We start from the raw sequence: 18,209 nt of genomic DNA, 5'->3' as shown, positions 1-18,209 counted from the left end.
TGTTAGTTTAATTGGTACTGCTTTACCGCACGATTATGTTCTTGCAATGTTTTCGAAAATTGATGGCTACCATCCCCTTTCGCAACAAAATACACATACTCAGATTCAGGTGGATTAACCGCGGCCAAAATCGCTGCTTTCGAAGGCATGGCTATGGGTGTTGGCGGCAAGCCTTTTATCTTATACGTGTTATACGGTGTATAGGTTGTTAAATCTTTTCGTTTTATATCGCCATCAAAATCAGCACCAATACCATAAATAACCGTTGGATCGGTTTGTAAGCGCATATTGGTTTTTAAACGATTGGTAAATACCGCAGAAATTAATGGTCGCTCAGAAGCAAGACCCGTTTCTTTTTCGATGATAGAAGCCAGTATTAACGCTTCATACGGTGAACTTAATACTAAATCTGGCGCTCTAGTTTGCCATGCGGTGTCTAATTCCTGCTGCATTTTGTTGTATGCGCGTTTTAATAAGCCGCTGGCACTATCTTCGCTGTGGTAGTGATAGGTATCAGGGAACAACCAGCCTTCTAAATTCTCTTGCGTGTTACTTATCTGCGTCGCTAAATTTTCTGTATCTAAGTCTTGGCTTAAATGCGCTTGCTTTTGAATATTAGCAACAACGTCACGAAGTGGCTGACCTTCAATAATTGTGAAGCTAAAGCTTACTTGTGCACCTTGATTAATACGGCGAATATTATCAATCACAGCGCTTGTATCCAGTTCATAAAGACCCGCTTTTAAATCCGTAAGCGTAGGATCTAATTTAGCGAGTACCTGAAATTTAAAACAACTATCAACCCACTGCTTTGTTTGCCATGCTTGGCAAAGTTGATTAAAGCCGGTGCCACGCTCCACTTTAAATAAAGTACTATTTTCAACTTTTAACTGCATTTTTAATGCTGATTGAAGTTGTTGATAGCCAATACCACAACATAGCAATGCTAATAACAGCACGCTAACAATGACTTTTATCACACACTCTCCTTGGCAAACTGCGCCGTTAATAGCGCTTTACTGCATTCAATATCAAACTGTGTATCAGCAATTCGTGCAACGGGAACCACGCCCATTAAACTGTTACACATAAATACGGCATCCATAGCTAAAAGCTCATCTAGTTGGATTGCTTTAAATTCAATGGCTAACTTATCACATAAAGCGCTGAGATAAACCCCAGTGATGCCGCAGCGGTCTAACTTAGGTGATATAACTTGACCGTCTTTAATAGCAAAAATATTTGCAGCAGAGCACTCAATCACATTGTTATCATAGTCAAGTACAACAACGTCATCACATTCAAGGCTGCTCATTTGCTTTTTGATAAGCACTTGCTCTAAACGGTTCAATGTTTTTAAGCCTGCAAGTAAAGGTTGATGTGCAAGTTTCACGTCGCTGATTTCAAGGTTTGCCCCCTGCTGCTGCCAACTTTTATAGTGTGAAATCGCAGGCATGGTACTGATCAGCACTTGGATACTTGGTGTGTTTGGTAAGCCATAACCACGCCCACCTGCACCACGGGTGACAACTATTTTTAAAATACCGGTTTGTGTATCACTGATTGCGTGGTTAACTTCACGCTCAATTGCAGTTAAATCTAATTCGGGGAAAAATAGTCTTTGCGCGCATTCATCTAAACGCGCTTTGTGTAAATCCCAGTGCTCAACGACAGAATTCATCACAGAGGCTGTGGTAAAAAAGCCATCACCATAATTTAAGCCACGATCTTGCGTGCTTATTGTGGTGTCTGGTGTGACTATTTTTATTGTTTGTTTTAATTTATGCATACAAAAAAGCCCAGTTAAACAACTGGGCTCTTCTTTTTAGTCCGTTGTTAAAAAGAATTATACCTTTTTAAACAGCAACGAGCCATTAGTACCACCAAAACCAAATGAATTACATAGTGCGTAATCCAATTTAGCGTCACGTGCAGTGTGCGGTACGTAGTCTAAATCACAGCCTTCATCTGGGTTATCAAGGTTGATTGTAGGGCTTACTTTCTGGTCAACAAGTGACAAGATAGTAATAATTGACTCTACCGAGCCTGCTGCACCTAACAAGTGACCCATCATTGATTTAGATGAACTTACCATCACATCTTTCGCTGCATCGCCAAAAATAGTTTTAACAGCGGATGTTTCGGCTTTATCGCCTGCATTCGTCGATGTACCGTGAGCATTAATGTAACCAACTTGGTCTGCATTAACTTGTGCATCGTTTAGGGCATTTTCCATCGCTAGAGCTGCGCCTGCACCGTCTTCAGGTGGAGACGTCATGTGATATGCGTCGCCACTCATACCAAAACCAACGAGTTCAGCGTAGATTTTCGCGCCACGTGCTTTAGCATGCTCATATTCTTCAAGTACGATAACACCTGCACCATCAGCAAGAACGAAACCGTCACGGTCTTTATCCCAAGGACGAGATGCTGCTTGTGGATCGTCGTTACGAGTTGATAATGCACGTGCTGCATTAAAACCACCCATACCAATTGGTGTTGATGCTTTTTCAGCACCACCGGCTACCATTGCATCTGCATCGCCGTATGCAATCATACGCGCAGCATGACCAATGTTATGTAGACCTGTAGTACAGGCTGTAACGATTGAAATATTAGGGCCACGTAAACCGTGCATAATCGATAAATGACCAGAGATCATATTGATAATGGTCGAAGGCACGTAGAACGGAGAAAGCTTACGCGGGCCGCTATTTAATAGTTTGATGTGGTTTTCTTCAATTAAAGTTAAACCACCGATGCCAGAACCCACTGCTACACCAACACGAGTGGCGTTTTCTTCAGTGATCTCTAGACCAGAATCTTGTAGTGCTTGTACACCCGCTGCAATGCCATATTGGATAAACAAATCCATTTTCTTTGCATCTTTCGGTGACATGTAAGCTGATGCATCAAAGTCATTCAGCAAACCTGCGAATTTGGTGCCGAAACTTGAGGTATCGAAATGCGTGATAGTTTGAATACCACTTTTACCGTTTAACAAACCTTGCCAAGTAGATTCAACATCATTACCTAGCGGTGTCAACATTCCTAAGCCAGTTACGACGACTCGACGTTTAGCCACGGGTTGCCTCCAATAAGGAAATTATTTTAGGTGGGGTGTATACCAAATTTATTAGTATCATTCTATAGATAGACTAAGGGCAGCTTAATGCTGCCCTTAAAATCAAAATGCGTAAAATTACTCAGCGTGAGCTGTAACGTAATCGATTGCAGCTTGAACTGTAGTGATCTTTTCAGCTTCTTCGTCTGGGATCTCAGTGTCGAACTCTTCTTCAAGAGCCATTACTAGTTCTACAGTGTCAAGTGAATCAGCACCTAAGTCGTCAACGAAAGAAGCTTCATGTTTTACTTCTTCTTCTTTAACACCTAGTTGCTCAATGATAATTTTCTTTACGCGTTCTTGGATGTCGCTCATTCTTCTTTCCTTTATTAAAAACGCCAATGCGTTATTTTCAGATTGCGGCGTAGTTTACGCCGCATAATTCTGTGATTCAAGGATTTGCTGATAATTACTTATCTGGTCAAACCTCTCGAATAGTATTTGTTCATTTATCGCTTATTTTCATAGCGAATTCAAGTATGTTTAAAGCAAGATCACAAAAATTTCAACAATTTTCGATAATCTTTCGCTAGCAAATTTTTGCTAACTTTCATTAAACCATGTACATCGCGCCATTTACGTGCAATGTTTCGCCTGATACATACGCAGCAGCGTCAGATGCTAAATAGCATACCGCAGCAGCGATTTCTTCAGGTTGACCTAAACGCCCTGCAGGTACATTTGCAAGCGTAGCTGCTTTTTGGTCTTCAGTCAGCTCGTCTGTCATATCTGTTTGGATAAAACCCGGTGCAACAACGTTCACTGTGATGCCACGTGATGCCACTTCGCGTGCTAATGACTTAGTAAAACCAATTACACCCGCTTTCGCTGCAGCATAGTTAGCTTGACCCGCATTACCCATAGTGCCCACTACAGAACCGATATTAATGATACGACCATTTTTCTTTTTCATCATAGGGCGTAAAACAGCCTTTGATAAACGGAAAATTGAGCTTAGGTTCGTGTCGATGATGTCATCCCACTCACCGTCTTTCATACGCATTAATAAGTTATCGCGAGTAATACCTGCATTGTTAACTAATACGTCGATATCGCCTAAATCAGCCTTGATCGCAGCAAGTGTCGCCTCAATCGATTCAGGATCAGTTACGTTAAGGGCATAACCTTTACCGTTGTCACCTAGATATTCACTGATTTTAGCAGCACCTGATTCGCTTGTTGCAGTACCCGCTACTTTTGCACCTTGTGCAACTAGCGTATTTGCAATCGCTTTACCAATACCACGGCTTGCACCAGTGATTAGGACAACCTTGCCCTCAAGAGAAAATAAATTTGTCATTCTATTCCTACTTATTTCGCTTCATCAATAGCAGCTTGCGTATTAACCGCACCACATACCATTGCTTTATCAATTCGTTTAGCAAGGCCCGTTAATACTTTACCTGGGCCAAACTCATAGCTTTGTGTGATACCTTGCGCAACTAATGCTTGTACAGTTTCAGTCCAGCGAACTGGGCTGTAAAGTTGACGTACTAATGCATCTTTAATTGCTTCACTTGATTGCTCAGCTTTTACATCAACGTTGTTGATTACATCACACTTAGGTGTATTAAATGTTAAAGTGGCTAAATCAGCAGCTAATTTCTCAGCAGCTGGTTTCATTAGTTCACAGTGAGAAGGTACGCTTACTGCAAGTGGTAAAGCACGTTTAGCACCTGCTTCTTTACATGCTTCTGATGCACGCTCAACTGCCGCTTTATGGCCGGCAATAACAACCTGACCTGGTGAGTTGTAGTTCACTGGTGAAACCACTTCACCATTTGCTGATGCTTCACACGCTGCTTTGATTTCGTCGTCACCTAAGCCGATGATTGCAGCCATAGAACCAACACCCGCAGGTACTGCTTCTTGCATATATAAACCACGATTTTCTACTAGTTTAACTGCTTCGCTTAAGCTTACAACGCCAGCACAAACTAATGCTGAATACTCGCCTAAACTGTGACCAGCCATAACAACATCGGCATCAGGGTTTGCGTCTAACCATTGACGGTAAATAGCAACACTAGCTGTAAGAAGTGCTGGTTGTGTACGATGGGTTTGATTTAATTCTTCTTCTGGACCATTTAGTACAAGTGCAGCTAGATCATAGCCAAGAGCTTCAGATGCTTCAGCGAATGTTGCTTTAGCAATTTGAGAATCAGCTAATAGTTCAGATAACATGCCCACAGTTTGTGAGCCTTGACCTGGAAATACGAGTGCAATTTTATGTGCCATACTTTGCTCTTATAATTAAACAAAAAAATATTCTGTAGCAGGCAGCATAACAAGTTTTAGATATGCTGCACTACTTTGTTGTTGGATGTGTTTGCTCAAAAATCGCAGCGATTTTTTCAGGGAGTTGGCGTTCGACTTCCCGCGCGGCTTCATCAATAGCAGCATGAAACGCCTTTGGTGAGGCATTGCCATGGCTTTTAACAACAATACCGCGCAATCCTACCAGACTTGCGCCGTTATACTGGTCGGGGTTCACCCGCTTGTAGAGTTTTTTTATCACTGGACGCAATAAAAACGCTAAACTTTTGTATAAGAAATGTTTGTGTAAGGCTTTGGTGAGTTTATGCATGATCAGTTTGGCAATACCTTCACAGGTTTTTAATGCCACATTACCTACAAATCCTTCGCACACAATAACATCGGCTTTTCCGCTGAAAATATCACTACCTTCACTGTAACCTGTGTAGTTGAGATATTCACACTGCTGCATTAACTGTGCAGCTTGTTTTATTCCTTCATGCCCTTTGATGTCTTCAGAGCCAATATTCAATAAACTAACTCTTGGGTTATCACACCCAAGTGCCTGCCCTGCTACCACAGAACCCATAATGCCAAATTGATAAAGGGTTTGTGCGTCACAATGCACATTAGCGCCTAAATCAAGTAAATAAACAGGGTTTTTACGTTCGGTTGGAACAGCAGAGATTAATGCAGGACGTTTTACGCCTGGAAGCATCTTTAATACATAATGCGCCATAAAAAATAACGCGCCTGTATTACCAGAGCTTACACACGCTTGCGCTTCACCCGATTTAACTAAATCGAGGGCAACTCGCATTGATGAATCTTTTTTAGAACGAACCGCTGAAGCAGGTTCACACGCATTTGTGACGACTTCGCTACAATGGCGAATAATTAAACGAGGGTGTGAAACAGAATCGAGTGCTTCGAGTTCTTTTAGAATAACTTGCTGATTACCACATAAGATGAGTCTTAAGTTGGTATTAGCATTTACCGCTTGCACGGCAGCGGGGATAGATGAACGGGGGCCGTAATCGCCCCCCATCATATCTAACGCTATGGTTAGATTGGTCAGCATATAGCAATCTCTTAGTTAGAAATTACTTTAACGCCTTTGTAGTAACCGTCAGCAGTTACGTGGTGACGACGGTGAGTCTCACCAGAAACTTGATCTACAGTTAAAGTTGGACCACTGATCGCATCGTGTGAACGGCGCATGCCGCGTCTTGCACGAGACTTTTTGCTTTTTTGTACAGCCATTAGTCTTCTCCTAAGAATCTTTCTTAAGTTGTTTCAAAATATCAAATGGATTTGGTTTGTCATCTTTTGCTGCTAATTTACCAAAGCTAGTAGGCTCTGATGAATAACTGCATGAAGCTTCGTTGTGAGTAGGCACTATTGGAATAGCTAAAATCAATTCGTCTTCGATTAACTCAAATACGTTGATTTCACCGTTTTCGTCCAGCTCTACTTCATCGTAACCTTCAGGTAGATGATCTGACTCTGCATCCAAACCAATTGGCGAATACACAAAGTCTTGTTCCAAATCCAACCCTAATTCTCCATTACAGCGTTGGCAAGTTACAGTTACATGTGTTGATAAGTTACCACTTATTACCACTAAACCTTGCTCGTCAATTTTGCAATGAATCTTTACCGCTATTTCACCTGCTTCCTCCTGCACAACTTGCTCTAAACGAGAAAGTTTTTCAAGCGGGACAATACCGTCATACGTTAAACGATGTTGAGCTGCTTTGCTGGGATGAAGAGTGATGGGAATTTTCACCTTTTGCATAGGGGCTGCATCATATAGATAGTTAGTAAGTTAGTCAAAGTAAAAAACCAATTTTGGTAGGTTTTTAACGATCTTCTGCTTTGTTTTCGGATTCATTGTGGCTTATCCTTGGCAAAATACAATTTTCATCCAGAATTTATTATGAAACCAACACTTATATTAGCGTCAAGCTCACCATTTAGACAGCAATTATTAACTAAGTTTAACTTACCTTTTCAAAGTTTTTCTCCAGATATTGATGAGTCCCCTATCGCAGCTGAAACGCCAGAGCAATTAGTTGCTCGTTTAAGCGAACAAAAAGCCCGAGTTGCCAAACAACATTATAGTGAAGGTTTGGTAATTGGCTCTGATCAAGTTGCGGTATTCAACGATACAATTTTAGGTAAACCTCATACTAAAGAGAATGCCATTAAGCAGCTTTTATCGTTTAGTGGCCATACAGTGACCTTTTTAACGGGTTTAAGTGTATTTGATATACAAAGCGATAAAGCAATTACCACAGTAGTACCATTTGATGTGACATTTAAAGCACTCACACTTGAACAGATCAATGCTTATTGCGATGCAGAGCAGCCATACAACTGTGCAGGTAGCTTTAAAAGTGAAGGATTAGGCATCTGTTTATTTGAAAAGCTCAGTGGCGATGACCCTAATACATTGATAGGCCTGCCACTGATCACATTAACTAAAGTGCTGGCTGAGTTTGGTGTTGACGTGTTAGCGCTGCAAGGGGCGTAGTTAAAACCTGCAAAAGTTGTTGGTATGAATCAACAACACATAACGGCGTATGTTGTTGTAACTGCGCCGGACTATGGGCACCAAAACTCACTCCAATACAAGTAATACCTGCGGCATTAGCCATTGCCATATCCAATTGGCTATCGCCAATCATCACAGCATCACCTTTTGCGATGCCCTGCTCAAGTAAAATTTGCTCAAGCATATCTGGAGATGGCTTCGACTCAGCATCGTCAGAGCATTTTACATTCACAAAATACTTCACAAGGCCTGACTCATTAAGAAGCCTATCGATGCCTTCACGTCCTTTACCGGTAGCCACTGCCAATTGCATGCCTGCATCACTTAACTGCTTTAAAACGGATTCTACATCTTTAAATAAAGGTGTAGGTGTAACATCTAACTCACGGTACTGTGCTTTGTAACCTGCAACGAGTTCGTCGCTTAAATGTAAATGCGCCGGAAAAAGAACTTCAGTGGCTTTTGCCAGCGATAAACCAATAACGTCTTTCGCTTGTTGCTCTGTTGGAACAGGAATACCTAAGTCTCGCGCAGTATTTCGCAAGCAGGTGACAATTTTTGGCACAGAGTCCATCACTGTGCCATCCCAATCAAAAATAACCAGCTTAAACTTGTTCATTATCTGCACGTAGCTTTTTGATACAATTTTGAAGTGCATTATCGAGTGGCGCTTCAACATGCATGGTTGTTTCATTTTTAGGGTGCATAAAACGTAAATCGTGGGCATGTAAAAACAAACGATTTAAACCAGTCAGTTTATTCACGTATTGATCGAACTCTGCAACGCCATATTTATCATCACAAGCAATTGGATGACCTTTACATTGCGTATGCACACGAATTTGGTGAGTACGCCCCGTTACCGGCGACGCTTGTACTAATGAGCACTCAGCATATCGCTCAAGCACACGAAAACGCGTGTGCGATGGTTTACCTTCAGTATTATCAACACGCACCACACGCTCACCAGACTTTAAGGTGTTTTTACGAAGTCCTTCGGTAACGTTTTTCGTTTTAGAATCCCATTGACCATCAACTAATGCCCAATAGTTTTTCTCCATGGTTTTTTCACGTAACTGTTTATGTAAATCAGTTAACACTGAACGACGTTTAGAAATAAGCAAGCAACCTGATGTATCACGGTCTAGTCTGTGTACAAGCTCTAAACTACGCTCTTCAGGACGAAGTACGCGAAGTGCTTCGATTAAGCCATAACTTAGGCCACTGCCACCATGCACAGCCATACCCGAAGGCTTGTTGATCACCATTAAATACTTGTCTTCAAACAAAATGGCGTCTTCAAGTTGTTTTACTTTATCGAGTTTCTTTGGCACAAACTCTTCTTTTTCGGCCACTTTGATAGGTGGAATACGAATCACATCGTTTAGTTGTAGTTTGTAGACAGGTTTTATGCGTTTTTTATTTACTCGCACTTCGCCTTTACGAAGGATTTTATAAACTGCACTTTTAGGCACACCTTTTAGGTGAGTAATAAGAAAGTTATCAATACGTTGACCTAGATGGTCTTCACCTATGGTAACAAACGAAACTTGTAAGCCGGTTTTTTCTGACATTGCCTAATCACTGATTTAAGTAAATAATTTAGTTGCTAACGCGACTGTAATAGTGGGATAATCACCGTCGCGAACATAAGTTTGCAAGTAACAACGGTGCTTTTATCACATTAATACATTCGTGAAGCATATTCTGGGTTGCCGATCATACAGATCCGCGCTAAGTTTTCCAAAGCTTTTATAATTACCCAGCCAACACGAGCGTTCAATTATCGGCGATGCGCGTAATATATTGCCTGAATAATTTGAGCACGAATGTTGATTAATGAACATAAAAAGCAATTGAACAAGATAAATTGACTGATAGTGACGACGTAGCAACGTCATTCATAAGCAGCTGTTGTAGCAAGACATTGAATAAAAATTTGAACATGGTCGACTTCGGGACAAAACTCGTAAATTAAAACCGCAGAATTGGCGGCAGTTTTGACACCTATAAGAATTTAATAACGTGAGAACATGTTATTGTCAGCCACACTTAGTGATGCTCAATGTAAGCAAACAACTTCAGGTTTTGACTTTACCCAGTCGTGAGACTGCACAAAAACAACCGTCAGAAACCATTGAACAGACGAGTTTATATCGTCATGTCAGCGACAGAATTAGTAGAGTAACAATATGAAACGTATGCTAATCAATGCGACGCAGCAAGAAGAAATGCGCGTTGCACTGGTTGATGGCCAGCGCCTGTATGATTTAGACATAGAGAGCCCAGGTCACGAACAAAAAAAAGCAAATATTTACAAGGGTAAAATTACCCGTATCGAACCGTCACTAGAAGCTGCCTTTGTTGATTATGGCGCTGAAAGACACGGTTTCCTTCCTCTTAAAGAAATAGCTCGCACCTACTTCCCACAAGGCTATACATTCCAAGGTCGTCCAAATATCCGTGACGTGATCAAAGAAGGCCAAGAAGTCATTGTGCAAGTTGATAAAGAAGAGCGTGGCCAAAAAGGCGCTGCGTTAACGACTTTTATCAGCGTTGCAGGTAGCTATTTAGTACTTATGCCTAACAACCCTCGTGCCGGTGGTATTTCTCGCCGTATCGAAGGTGATGAGCGTACTGAACTTAAAGAAGCACTAAGCCGTTTAGAACTACCTAAAGGCATGGGCTTAATTGTTCGTACAGCAGGTGTTGGTAAATCATTTGAAGAACTAGAGTACGACTTAAAAGCACTATTAGTGCATTGGCAAGCGATTCAGCAAGCTGCTGATAGCGGCCCGGCTCCGTTCTTAATTCACCAAGAAAGTAACGTAATTTTCCGCGCAATCCGTGACTATTTACGTCGTGATATTGGTGAAATTTTAATTGATAAAGCACGTGTATTTGAAGAAGCGAAAGCGCATATTGAGCGTTTCCGTCCAGATTTCATGAGCCGCGTTAAGCTTTATCAGGGCGATGTACCACTATTCACCCACTACCAAATTGAAAGCCAAATTGAGTCTGCTTTCCAACGTGAAGTTCGCTTACCATCAGGTGGTTCAATTGTAATTGACCCAACTGAAGCACTTACGTCTATCGATATCAACTCATCTAAAGCCACTAAAGGCGGTGATATCGAAGAAACAGCACTTAATACTAACTTAGAAGCAGCAGACGAGATTGCCCGTCAATTACGTTTACGTGACTTAGGTGGTCTTATTGTTATCGACTTCATCGATATGACACCACCACGCCACCAACGCGAAGTAGAGAATCGTTTAAAAGACGCTGCTCGTCCTGACCGTGCCCGTGTACAGATTGGTAAGATCTCACGCTTTGGTCTGCTTGAAATGTCGCGTCAGCGCTTACGCCCTTCATTAGGTGAAGCAAGCCAAGGTCCATGTCCTCGTTGTAATGGTCAAGGTACGATTCGTTCTAACGAATCAATTGCTTTGTCTATCCTTCGTTTAATCGAAGAAGAAGCAATTAAAGACAACACATCACAAGTAAATGCACAGGTGCCTGTGGCTGTTGCCGCTTACCTATTAAACGAAAAACGTCGTAGTGTTCAACGCATCGAAAAACGCCATAACGTTGATGTTGTGATCATTCCTAATCAACACATGGAAACACCACATTACGAAGTAGTTCGCTTACGTAAAGACGAAACAATCGAAACAGTAAGCTACGAGCAAGTTGTTGCTCCTGAGCCAGAAGCATTTGAAATGGCTAAAGCGCCTTCAGCACCAGTTCGTGAAGAGCCGGTTCTTAAAGGTGTTGTTATGCCTACTACACCTGCACCTCAAGCTGCACCAAAAGCTGAGCAAACGACTCCTGCGGCTAAAAAGTCTGAAGGTGGATTATTTGCTGCAATTGGTAAGTTCTTCAAGTCGTTATTCAGCAATGCCGAAGAAGAAGCTGAAAAAGAGCAAGAAGAGAAAAAAGCAGCACAAAGACGTAGCAATAATCGTCGCAACAACGACAACCGTCGTCGTAGCAACAACCAACGCCGTCGCAACTCTCGTAATAAACGCCCTGACGATGCACAAGCTAAAGAAGAAAACACAAATACTTCAAATAAGCCTGAGCAAAAAGAAGGTAACGAGAATCGCAACAAACGTCGTCGTAATTCTAACAACAGAAAACGTAATGAAAAACGTAATGATGATGTAGAACAAACGAATAAAGACACTGCACCAGAGACGAAATCTGAGCAGCCAAAGGAAACTAAACCTAAGGTTCGTCGTCAACGTCGCAACTTACGCAAAAAAGTTCGCGTAACAGATGAAAGCGCAGATGAAGCAAAAGCAGTACAAACAACTGAAACAACTGAGCAAGCACCTAAAGCTGAAAAACCAGCTAAGCCTGCAAAAGAAAAAGTAGCAGTTGAAACTGAACAAGCAGAACAGCCAGTTGCTGAAAAGCAAGTACCTGCAGAACCAGTAAAAGCTGAGGCTGAACCTAAACAAGCAGAGCAAACTGAATCGGTAGTTGAAACATCAACTGATGAAGAACAAGCTCAACCTCGTACACGATCTCGTCGTTCACCTCGCCACTTACGTGCTGCTGGTCAACGTCGCCGTCGCCGTCGCCCTGAGCATGATGAAAAGTCGAGTGATGACAAAGCTGATGCGCCAGCATTTATTCCTGTAGCAGATCAAGCTGCTGCTGAATATGAAGCTGAGCTAAAGGCAAAACAGGCTCAGGCTGAAACTGAAGAACCTGTAAAAGCTGAAGAGCCTGTTAAAACTGAAGAGCCAGTTAAAACTGAAGAACCAGTTAAAACTGAAGAACCAGTTAAAACTGAAGAACCAGTTAAAGCTGAAGAACCAGTGAAAACTGAAGAACCAGTTAAAGCTGAAGAACCAGTGAAAACTGAAGAACCAGTTAAAGCTGAAGAGCCAGTTAAAACTGAAAAACCTGCGCAAGCTGAAGAGCCAGTTAAAACTGAAGAACCAGTGAAAGCTGAAGAGCCAGTTAAAGCTGAAGAACCTGTTAAAGCTGAAGAACCTGTTAAAGCTGAAGAACCAGTGCAAGCTGAAGAACCAGTGAAAGCTGAAGAACCAGTTAAAACTGAAGAGCCAGTACAAGCTGAAGAGCCAGTAAAAGCTGAAGAACCAGTGAAAGCTGAAGAGCCAGCACAAGCTGAAGAGTCAGTGAAAGCTGTAGAACCTGCTAAAAATGAAAAAACTATTTTAGTAAAAGGTTCAGCAAGTGCTGCAATGGCAAAACCTACGCCAGTTGCAGATAGTGAGCCAGAGCCAACACCAGCGGCTATGGCGCATGACAAGCGTACAGCTATTCCAGATAGCGGCCTTCGTGCAGGTTCAATTAAACCTGCTGGCAGAGCCCGTGCTGATATGGCAAAAACCTTAGCGGCTGATTAATTTAGTCGCTTAAGTAAAAAAGCCGCGTTTATAACGCGGCTTTTTTGTATGTATTCTTCTTATAAAGCAATATTTTGTATACCTAGGTGATTTGCATAGCCACCTACAAGAACCTTATAAACCCCCTGCTCATCCGAATAAACACTGGCAGAAATATGTGAACTGCACCCCATTGCTCGGCCTTGTTCAAACTTGAAATGGTTTTCTTGCTGTACAAATACGTGTTTTGATAAGTAGCATGCAAGCGCGCCACTGGCGCTACCGGTTGCTGACTCTTCAGGTATACCAACCAAAGGCGCAAAGTTACGACAACTTGCGGTCAGCTCACTTTGCTCTTCACATAATTCAAAGGCATGCACACCAATCACATTATGCTGTTGGCAGAACTCGCTAAGCGCTGCCTCATCAATAACAATTTTATCTAAGTAGCCATTCGGCACAGCGACTATAATATCCGGCAATCCTGTAGTTATTACATCGATCGGCAAGCCAGTTTCTGCAAGAGTCGTTTCATCAAGCCCTAATAAGCCTGCAAGGTCGTCATAAGCAAAGTTGCCTAGGTATTTTGGCAAGGCTTGCTCCATGGTAATTTGCCCATCTTCGGCAATTGTTACACCTAACAAGCCCGCTTTTGTTCGTTGAGTGTAATAGCCAGGTTTTAATAACCCTTGTTCGAAGAGCGTAGCAAACACAGCTAGGGTTGCGTGGCCACAAAAATCAACTTCTTCAGTTGTCGTAAAAAATGACACAGCAAAATCAACTTCATGATCTTGCGCCACAAATGCGGTTTCTGAATAGCCAATTTCTTTTGCAATCGTCAGTTTTTCTGCGTTTGTGAGTTTATCTGCATTCAACACGACACCTGCTGGGTTGCCACCTGAATTATTTGCACTAAAAGAGTTAACTAAAAATGCGGTTATTGTCATTATTGTGTGCCTTGTTTTAAATTAAATTCAAAAAACAACATGCCATTTTCCTTAGATGCTTGCTCTTCAAAAGCCAACTTTTTTAAAAGCTTAATTGATGGTGTATTTGACTCATCAACACCTGCGATGAGCTTATGCCATTGTGACTGAGTACCAGCGAGGTTTATAAATCCCTGCAATAATTCAAATGCAAGACCCTGCCCCCAATATTGCTCAGCTAACAAATAACCTATATGAGCATCATGCTTTTCGGTATAGATAAATAAAAGGCCAACAACTTCTTGCTGTTGAGATTGCAGCATTAGTAAACGGCACTCGTCAAGCATGTTAGCCAGCCACTTTTCAGCAGCAGCTATAGAATCTATCCCCTGAAAATAACCAGGTAAGTTTGCAACTACAGCAGGTGTTAATATCGAAGGTAAAGCGTTAACTAAAGTAGTTTGCTCTAATTTAGCGGTATTAGAGTTTATTTCAATGACGTTTAGTCTCGGTGTATTAAATGAAATAGCGATTTAACCTCTTAGATCTTCAGCCGTAAAATTACTTTTAAATGTAAAAGCATGTAGTGTGTCGCCGTTTTCACGAAGATTTTGCAACCTTTCTAATGCCTCTTGAGGGGTTGGAATATGGTTATCTTCAATCCACCATAAAACATAGCTATCTTCTGCTAAGCGGTGAAACCATTCACCTTTTCTGCGCATGAAATCTCTGTGGTGAGTGCGAAACATAAAATTTTTTAGATCTTCAACGCTTTCCCACACAGACATATTGATTATCATATTTGGATCATCAAACAATTTAATATTGGTGGCATCGCCTGATTCGTCTTTTAATCGCCATACAAAACCAACACTGTTTTCAGCCACCCCATTTATTAAATCAAGATTATCTACAAAATCTTTTATTTCTGGGGCATCCAATGGGTATTTAGCAAGAGCAATATTTAGTTGGGCAAGTTTCATTAATGACTCTCCTTAGCCATCGGGGAAGTGTGTACCTTGAGTGTATTAAAACTAAGCGATATAGCAATAGCAACGTCATTGATATTAGTTAAATTCACCTTGCACAATTGCTTATAAATAAAAAAGCCCAGCAAGTGCTGGGCTATAAAACGAGTATTTATAATCTTATCGCTTAAAACTTAGAGCTTTAAGCTTGAGCCAAATTAACTTTCGTCTTGCTCCATAAAGCGCTGAAGTTGGTCTTTAAGATTAGGTGGAATACCTTTAATCACCAGTGTATCGGTTGCTTCGTTATACATGACGCGCTCACCTAAGTGTTTACGTTCAAAGCTCACGCTAACACCGCCGCCCATGCCGGAGAATTTCACCATGCTGGTAACCGTTTTCTTATCGACAGGGAACGACTCTTCTAAGTCATAACTTTGCTCTTGGCAGAAGCTTTCAAATGGACTGTCGTCATTTTTCGATAATGTAGCAGAAAGCTCTTTAACGTTGGCATCTTCACCTGTGGTTACGCAATCATTACAGTAATCAAAAACTTGCTTACGTAGCTCGTCTTTTTCTGACTTGTCGTATTGTTGCTCAGATAAATAATCTTCTACAGCACTAAGCATAACTTGGCTTTGCTGTTTAGGATCAATGCCCTCTTCGCAGCCTAAAAAGTCTAAAAAGAAATCAGCTACTTTACGACCTGCACGACCTTTAATAAACGACACATAGCGATTATCTTCTGGTTGCGTATCCCACGCAGTTAAATCGACACGTGCAGCTAGTTGCATACGCGAAATATCTAAGTGACGAGATGACGCTAAATCAAGCTCAGAAGTAATTGAGTAATGCTCTTTAATATTGATCATCGCAATTAACAAGAAGTCACTTGCAACATATTGATAATGGCAAAAAACTAAATAACCCGTTTCGTTAAACGCATACTTATTTAACTCTTCTTTTAGCACATTCGTTGCTTGCTCTGTCATGTGCCAAAAGCCAAGTTCGTCGTTACGGTAACTTTGCATTGCCGAAGCAACAATGCTGTTTTTCTCGCCGCTGAATGCACAGTAGCCTTTACCTGGCTTACCATTATATGCATGGTGTAGCTGCTCTATAAAAACGGCTACTTTATCGTTAACAACCATCTCATCATTGCGTAAATGAATATCTGTATCGTCATCTTTTTTGTCTACATAATGAACGACTAATTTTTTAACATCTATTGTCATCTTTGTTTTTCACGCCTCTGGTGTTAAAATACGGGAATATAACTCTTTTTATCGAACCAACTGATGCCTATCATATCAAAATATTCTAATGAGCAAGTAGAACAAATCGTTGATCAGCTGATTGATGTACTAACAGAGCACAAAGCGCCTGTTGATTTAAGCCTTATGTGTTTAGGAAATTCTATCACGCATATTTTAAAAGAGCATGTACCATCAGAGAAAAGACAAGCTGTTGCCGACAACTTTGCAAAAGCATTAGCACAGTCGGTTAAATAAGACTTATGAATTTATCGCAACAAAGTCAGTTTTCTTCAAAAGTAAGTCAGCTTTTAAGTTGGGGCCATTGGTTCACCTTTGCAAACATAGGGTTAGTGCTATTTATTAGCTTAAGCTACTTGGTTGCAGACAGTGCACCGACAACCTTCATGGGCTATTTATACATGCTCGTGACCTGGTTAAGCCACACCAGCTTTATTACTTTTATTGCCTTTGTTTTAACGATATTTCCATTAAGCTTAGTGTTTCCATACCCTCGGCATATCCGAGGGATGGCAGCCATTATTGCAACCCTCGGCGCGTCATTCTTAACACTTGATGCCTATGTTTATTTTAACTTGGGTTATCACTTAAATACGTCTGCTCTACCTGAAATCGTTTCTTTGTTGTGGCACCGTTTAACAAGCTCACCGGCATTAACAACGATTCTTGCAGGCGGTATTGTGCTGCTAATTTTAGCGTTCCAATTATTAGTCAGTAACTACACCTGGCACCATTTGGCACGCTTAAAACAATATAAGTTCCCGCGCTATGCAACCAGCACAATTTTAGTGTGTTTTGCACTTAGCCACAGTATTCATATTTGGGCAGATGCCAATTTAAAATTTGATATCACTAAACAAGATAATGTATTACCGTTGTCTTACCCTACTACAGCAAAAAGCTTATTAGCTAAAAACGATTTGCTAGATCTAGAAAGCTACAAAGAAGCACACGATGTGAGGCTTGACCCACATAATATCGATTACTTAGCACCTACTCCACTTGCCGAGTGTAAAGCTGAGTCGAGTGCGACTATCGATATTTTAGTATTTGAAAATAATGCTGACCTAGAGCAATTTGTTGCCACTGAGCCAGCACTACGTAAAACAGACTTGTTCTTACAACCTGTAGAAACAGAAGATACGTTATTTAGTTTAGTGTATGGCCTGCCAGCATTTTACAAAGCCCCTATTCTAGACAAACAGCAACTGCCTGTGTGGCTTGCTGATAATCGCTCAATTCAAATTAATGGTTTTGAGCAATTCGAGTTTATTAATAACGACGACCAAAACCCAGCGGTTCGCCTTGTACGCGCAGACGCTACAACACAAGCGCGTGAATCTGCTAATGCCGTGTTTGCCTTTAGTCTTGCACAGCAGAGCAATGGTATTGTTACAGCCTCTCGTTTATACAGCTCAGATAAAAAAGTTGTACAAACCGAAGGCCTTATTCAACCAAGTGATATTATCGCCACCAGCGTGGGGCATTACCTTGGTTGTAAAACACTCGCAAAACAAAGCATGTTGGGTAGCAACTTATACAAACGCCACGACGACACCGGTGTTAACTACTCGCAAAATGTATTTATCGCATTTAAAAAAGACAGAATTACCCTGATTGATTCAGACGGTAACTTTAAAAACATTTCAGCAGCACAAGGCTTTGCCATTGAACAAGGGCTCGATATTCCGTTCTTAGTGCAAAGCATTAAAAAGCTGAAGCGATATACGCCCTAGCGCTT

General features: G+C 41.3%; 19 protein-coding genes. 4 read left to right on the top strand and 15 right to left on the bottom strand.

Annotated features, from left to right (window positions below):
• Window positions 1–2 precede the first annotated feature (2 nt).
• From mltG to yceD, 9 genes are all read right to left on the bottom strand, one after another.
• Window positions 3–980 (bottom strand): endolytic transglycosylase MltG, encoded by a 978-nt coding sequence (gene mltG / locus L1266_RS00585; protein ID WP_235376572.1) that lies wholly within the window; start codon window positions 978–980, stop codon window positions 3–5.
• Window positions 977–1,789: an aminodeoxychorismate lyase gene (gene pabC, locus L1266_RS00580; protein ID WP_235376571.1), complete on the bottom strand. Its 813-nt coding sequence runs from the start codon at window positions 1,787–1,789 to the stop codon at window positions 977–979. Before pabC ends, mltG begins: the two co-directional genes overlap by 4 nt.
• 57 nt (window positions 1,790–1,846) lie before the next feature.
• Window positions 1,847–3,085, bottom strand: coding sequence for a beta-ketoacyl-ACP synthase II (gene fabF / locus L1266_RS00575; RefSeq protein ID WP_054554715.1), 1,239 nt, complete (start codon window positions 3,083–3,085; stop codon window positions 1,847–1,849).
• A gap of 117 nt (window positions 3,086–3,202) precedes the next feature.
• Window positions 3,203–3,439, bottom strand: coding sequence for an acyl carrier protein (acpP, locus tag L1266_RS00570; RefSeq protein ID WP_016707440.1), 237 nt, complete (start codon window positions 3,437–3,439; stop codon window positions 3,203–3,205).
• Window positions 3,440–3,677: 238 nt separating this feature from the next.
• A complete protein-coding gene (gene fabG / locus L1266_RS00565) occupies window positions 3,678–4,424 on the bottom strand; it encodes a 3-oxoacyl-ACP reductase FabG (RefSeq protein ID WP_054554714.1) in 747 nt (248 codons plus the stop codon).
• An 11-nt stretch (window positions 4,425–4,435) separates the two neighbouring features.
• Window positions 4,436–5,362, bottom strand: coding sequence for an ACP S-malonyltransferase (fabD, locus tag L1266_RS00560; RefSeq protein ID WP_138600107.1), 927 nt, complete (start codon window positions 5,360–5,362; stop codon window positions 4,436–4,438).
• Window positions 5,363–5,432: 70 nt separating this feature from the next.
• On the bottom strand, window positions 5,433–6,461 hold the full coding sequence (plsX, locus tag L1266_RS00555; RefSeq protein ID WP_054554712.1) for a phosphate acyltransferase PlsX: 1,029 nt from the start codon (window positions 6,459–6,461) through the stop codon (window positions 5,433–5,435).
• 11 nt (window positions 6,462–6,472) lie between these two features.
• A complete protein-coding gene (gene rpmF, locus L1266_RS00550; protein WP_036967969.1) occupies window positions 6,473–6,643 on the bottom strand; it encodes a 50S ribosomal protein L32 in 171 nt (56 codons plus the stop codon).
• 10 nt (window positions 6,644–6,653) lie between these two features.
• Complete coding sequence (gene yceD / locus L1266_RS00545; RefSeq protein ID WP_054554711.1) at window positions 6,654–7,178, bottom strand: 23S rRNA accumulation protein YceD; 525 nt, start codon at window positions 7,176–7,178, stop codon at window positions 6,654–6,656.
• Between the two features lie 141 nt (window positions 7,179–7,319).
• Here yceD and L1266_RS00540 point away from each other — a divergent pair, with 141 nt between their 5' ends.
• Window positions 7,320–7,916, top strand: a complete 597-nt coding sequence (locus L1266_RS00540) for a Maf family protein (RefSeq protein WP_187490667.1) — start codon at window positions 7,320–7,322, stop codon at window positions 7,914–7,916.
• Here L1266_RS00540 and L1266_RS00535 read toward each other — a convergent pair.
• Together L1266_RS00535 and rluC are read right to left on the bottom strand one after the other, a co-directional pair.
• Window positions 7,864–8,556, bottom strand: a complete 693-nt coding sequence (locus L1266_RS00535) for an HAD family hydrolase (RefSeq protein ID WP_187490666.1) — start codon at window positions 8,554–8,556, stop codon at window positions 7,864–7,866. The two genes, L1266_RS00540 and L1266_RS00535, sit on opposite strands and share 53 nt — an antisense overlap.
• Window positions 8,543–9,511, bottom strand: a complete 969-nt coding sequence (gene rluC, locus L1266_RS00530) for a 23S rRNA pseudouridine(955/2504/2580) synthase RluC (protein ID WP_054554708.1) — start codon at window positions 9,509–9,511, stop codon at window positions 8,543–8,545. The genes L1266_RS00535 and rluC overlap by 14 nt, the downstream gene beginning before the upstream one ends.
• A 618-nt stretch (window positions 9,512–10,129) precedes the next feature.
• Between rluC and rne the strand changes: the two genes are divergently transcribed.
• On the top strand, window positions 10,130–13,321 hold the full coding sequence (gene rne, locus L1266_RS00525) for a ribonuclease E (RefSeq protein ID WP_235376570.1): 3,192 nt from the start codon (window positions 10,130–10,132) through the stop codon (window positions 13,319–13,321).
• Window positions 13,322–13,380: 59 nt separating this feature from the next.
• On the opposite strand, the gene L1266_RS00520 is transcribed toward rne, so the two are convergent.
• The 4 genes from L1266_RS00520 to yejK all read right to left on the bottom strand — a co-directional run bounded on the left by L1266_RS00520 (window position 13,381) and on the right by yejK (window position 16,429).
• Window positions 13,381–14,247 carry a PhzF family phenazine biosynthesis protein gene (locus tag L1266_RS00520; RefSeq protein WP_235376569.1) on the bottom strand — a complete coding sequence of 289 codons (867 nt, stop codon included), beginning with the start codon at window positions 14,245–14,247 and terminating at the stop codon, window positions 13,381–13,383.
• Window positions 14,247–14,612 (bottom strand): GNAT family N-acetyltransferase, encoded by a 366-nt coding sequence (locus tag L1266_RS00515; RefSeq protein ID WP_328259707.1) that lies wholly within the window; start codon window positions 14,610–14,612, stop codon window positions 14,247–14,249. Before L1266_RS00515 ends, L1266_RS00520 begins: the two co-directional genes overlap by 1 nt.
• Before the next feature lie 147 nt (window positions 14,613–14,759).
• Window positions 14,760–15,209, bottom strand: coding sequence for a DUF3291 domain-containing protein (locus L1266_RS00510; protein WP_235376567.1), 450 nt, complete (start codon window positions 15,207–15,209; stop codon window positions 14,760–14,762).
• Window positions 15,210–15,412: 203 nt separating this feature from the next.
• Window positions 15,413–16,429 carry a nucleoid-associated protein YejK gene (gene yejK, locus L1266_RS00505; RefSeq protein ID WP_054554703.1) on the bottom strand — a complete coding sequence of 339 codons (1,017 nt, stop codon included), beginning with the start codon at window positions 16,427–16,429 and terminating at the stop codon, window positions 15,413–15,415.
• A gap of 63 nt (window positions 16,430–16,492) precedes the next feature.
• Between yejK and L1266_RS00500 the strand changes: the two genes are divergently transcribed.
• Complete coding sequence (locus tag L1266_RS00500; protein WP_036967930.1) at window positions 16,493–16,705, top strand: DUF1414 domain-containing protein; 213 nt, start codon at window positions 16,493–16,495, stop codon at window positions 16,703–16,705.
• 5 nt (window positions 16,706–16,710) lie between these two features.
• Window positions 16,711–18,204 (top strand): DUF3413 domain-containing protein, encoded by a 1,494-nt coding sequence (locus tag L1266_RS00495; protein ID WP_054561351.1) that lies wholly within the window; start codon window positions 16,711–16,713, stop codon window positions 18,202–18,204.
• Window positions 18,205–18,209 lie beyond the last annotated feature (5 nt).

Source organism: Pseudoalteromonas sp. Cn5-37, assembly GCF_021532495.1.
Taxonomy (GTDB): Bacteria; Pseudomonadota; Gammaproteobacteria; order Enterobacterales; family Alteromonadaceae; genus Pseudoalteromonas; species Pseudoalteromonas simplex.
The sequence above is the reverse complement of the archived record's forward strand: the minus strand, read 5'-3'. Positions and strand labels throughout refer to the sequence as shown.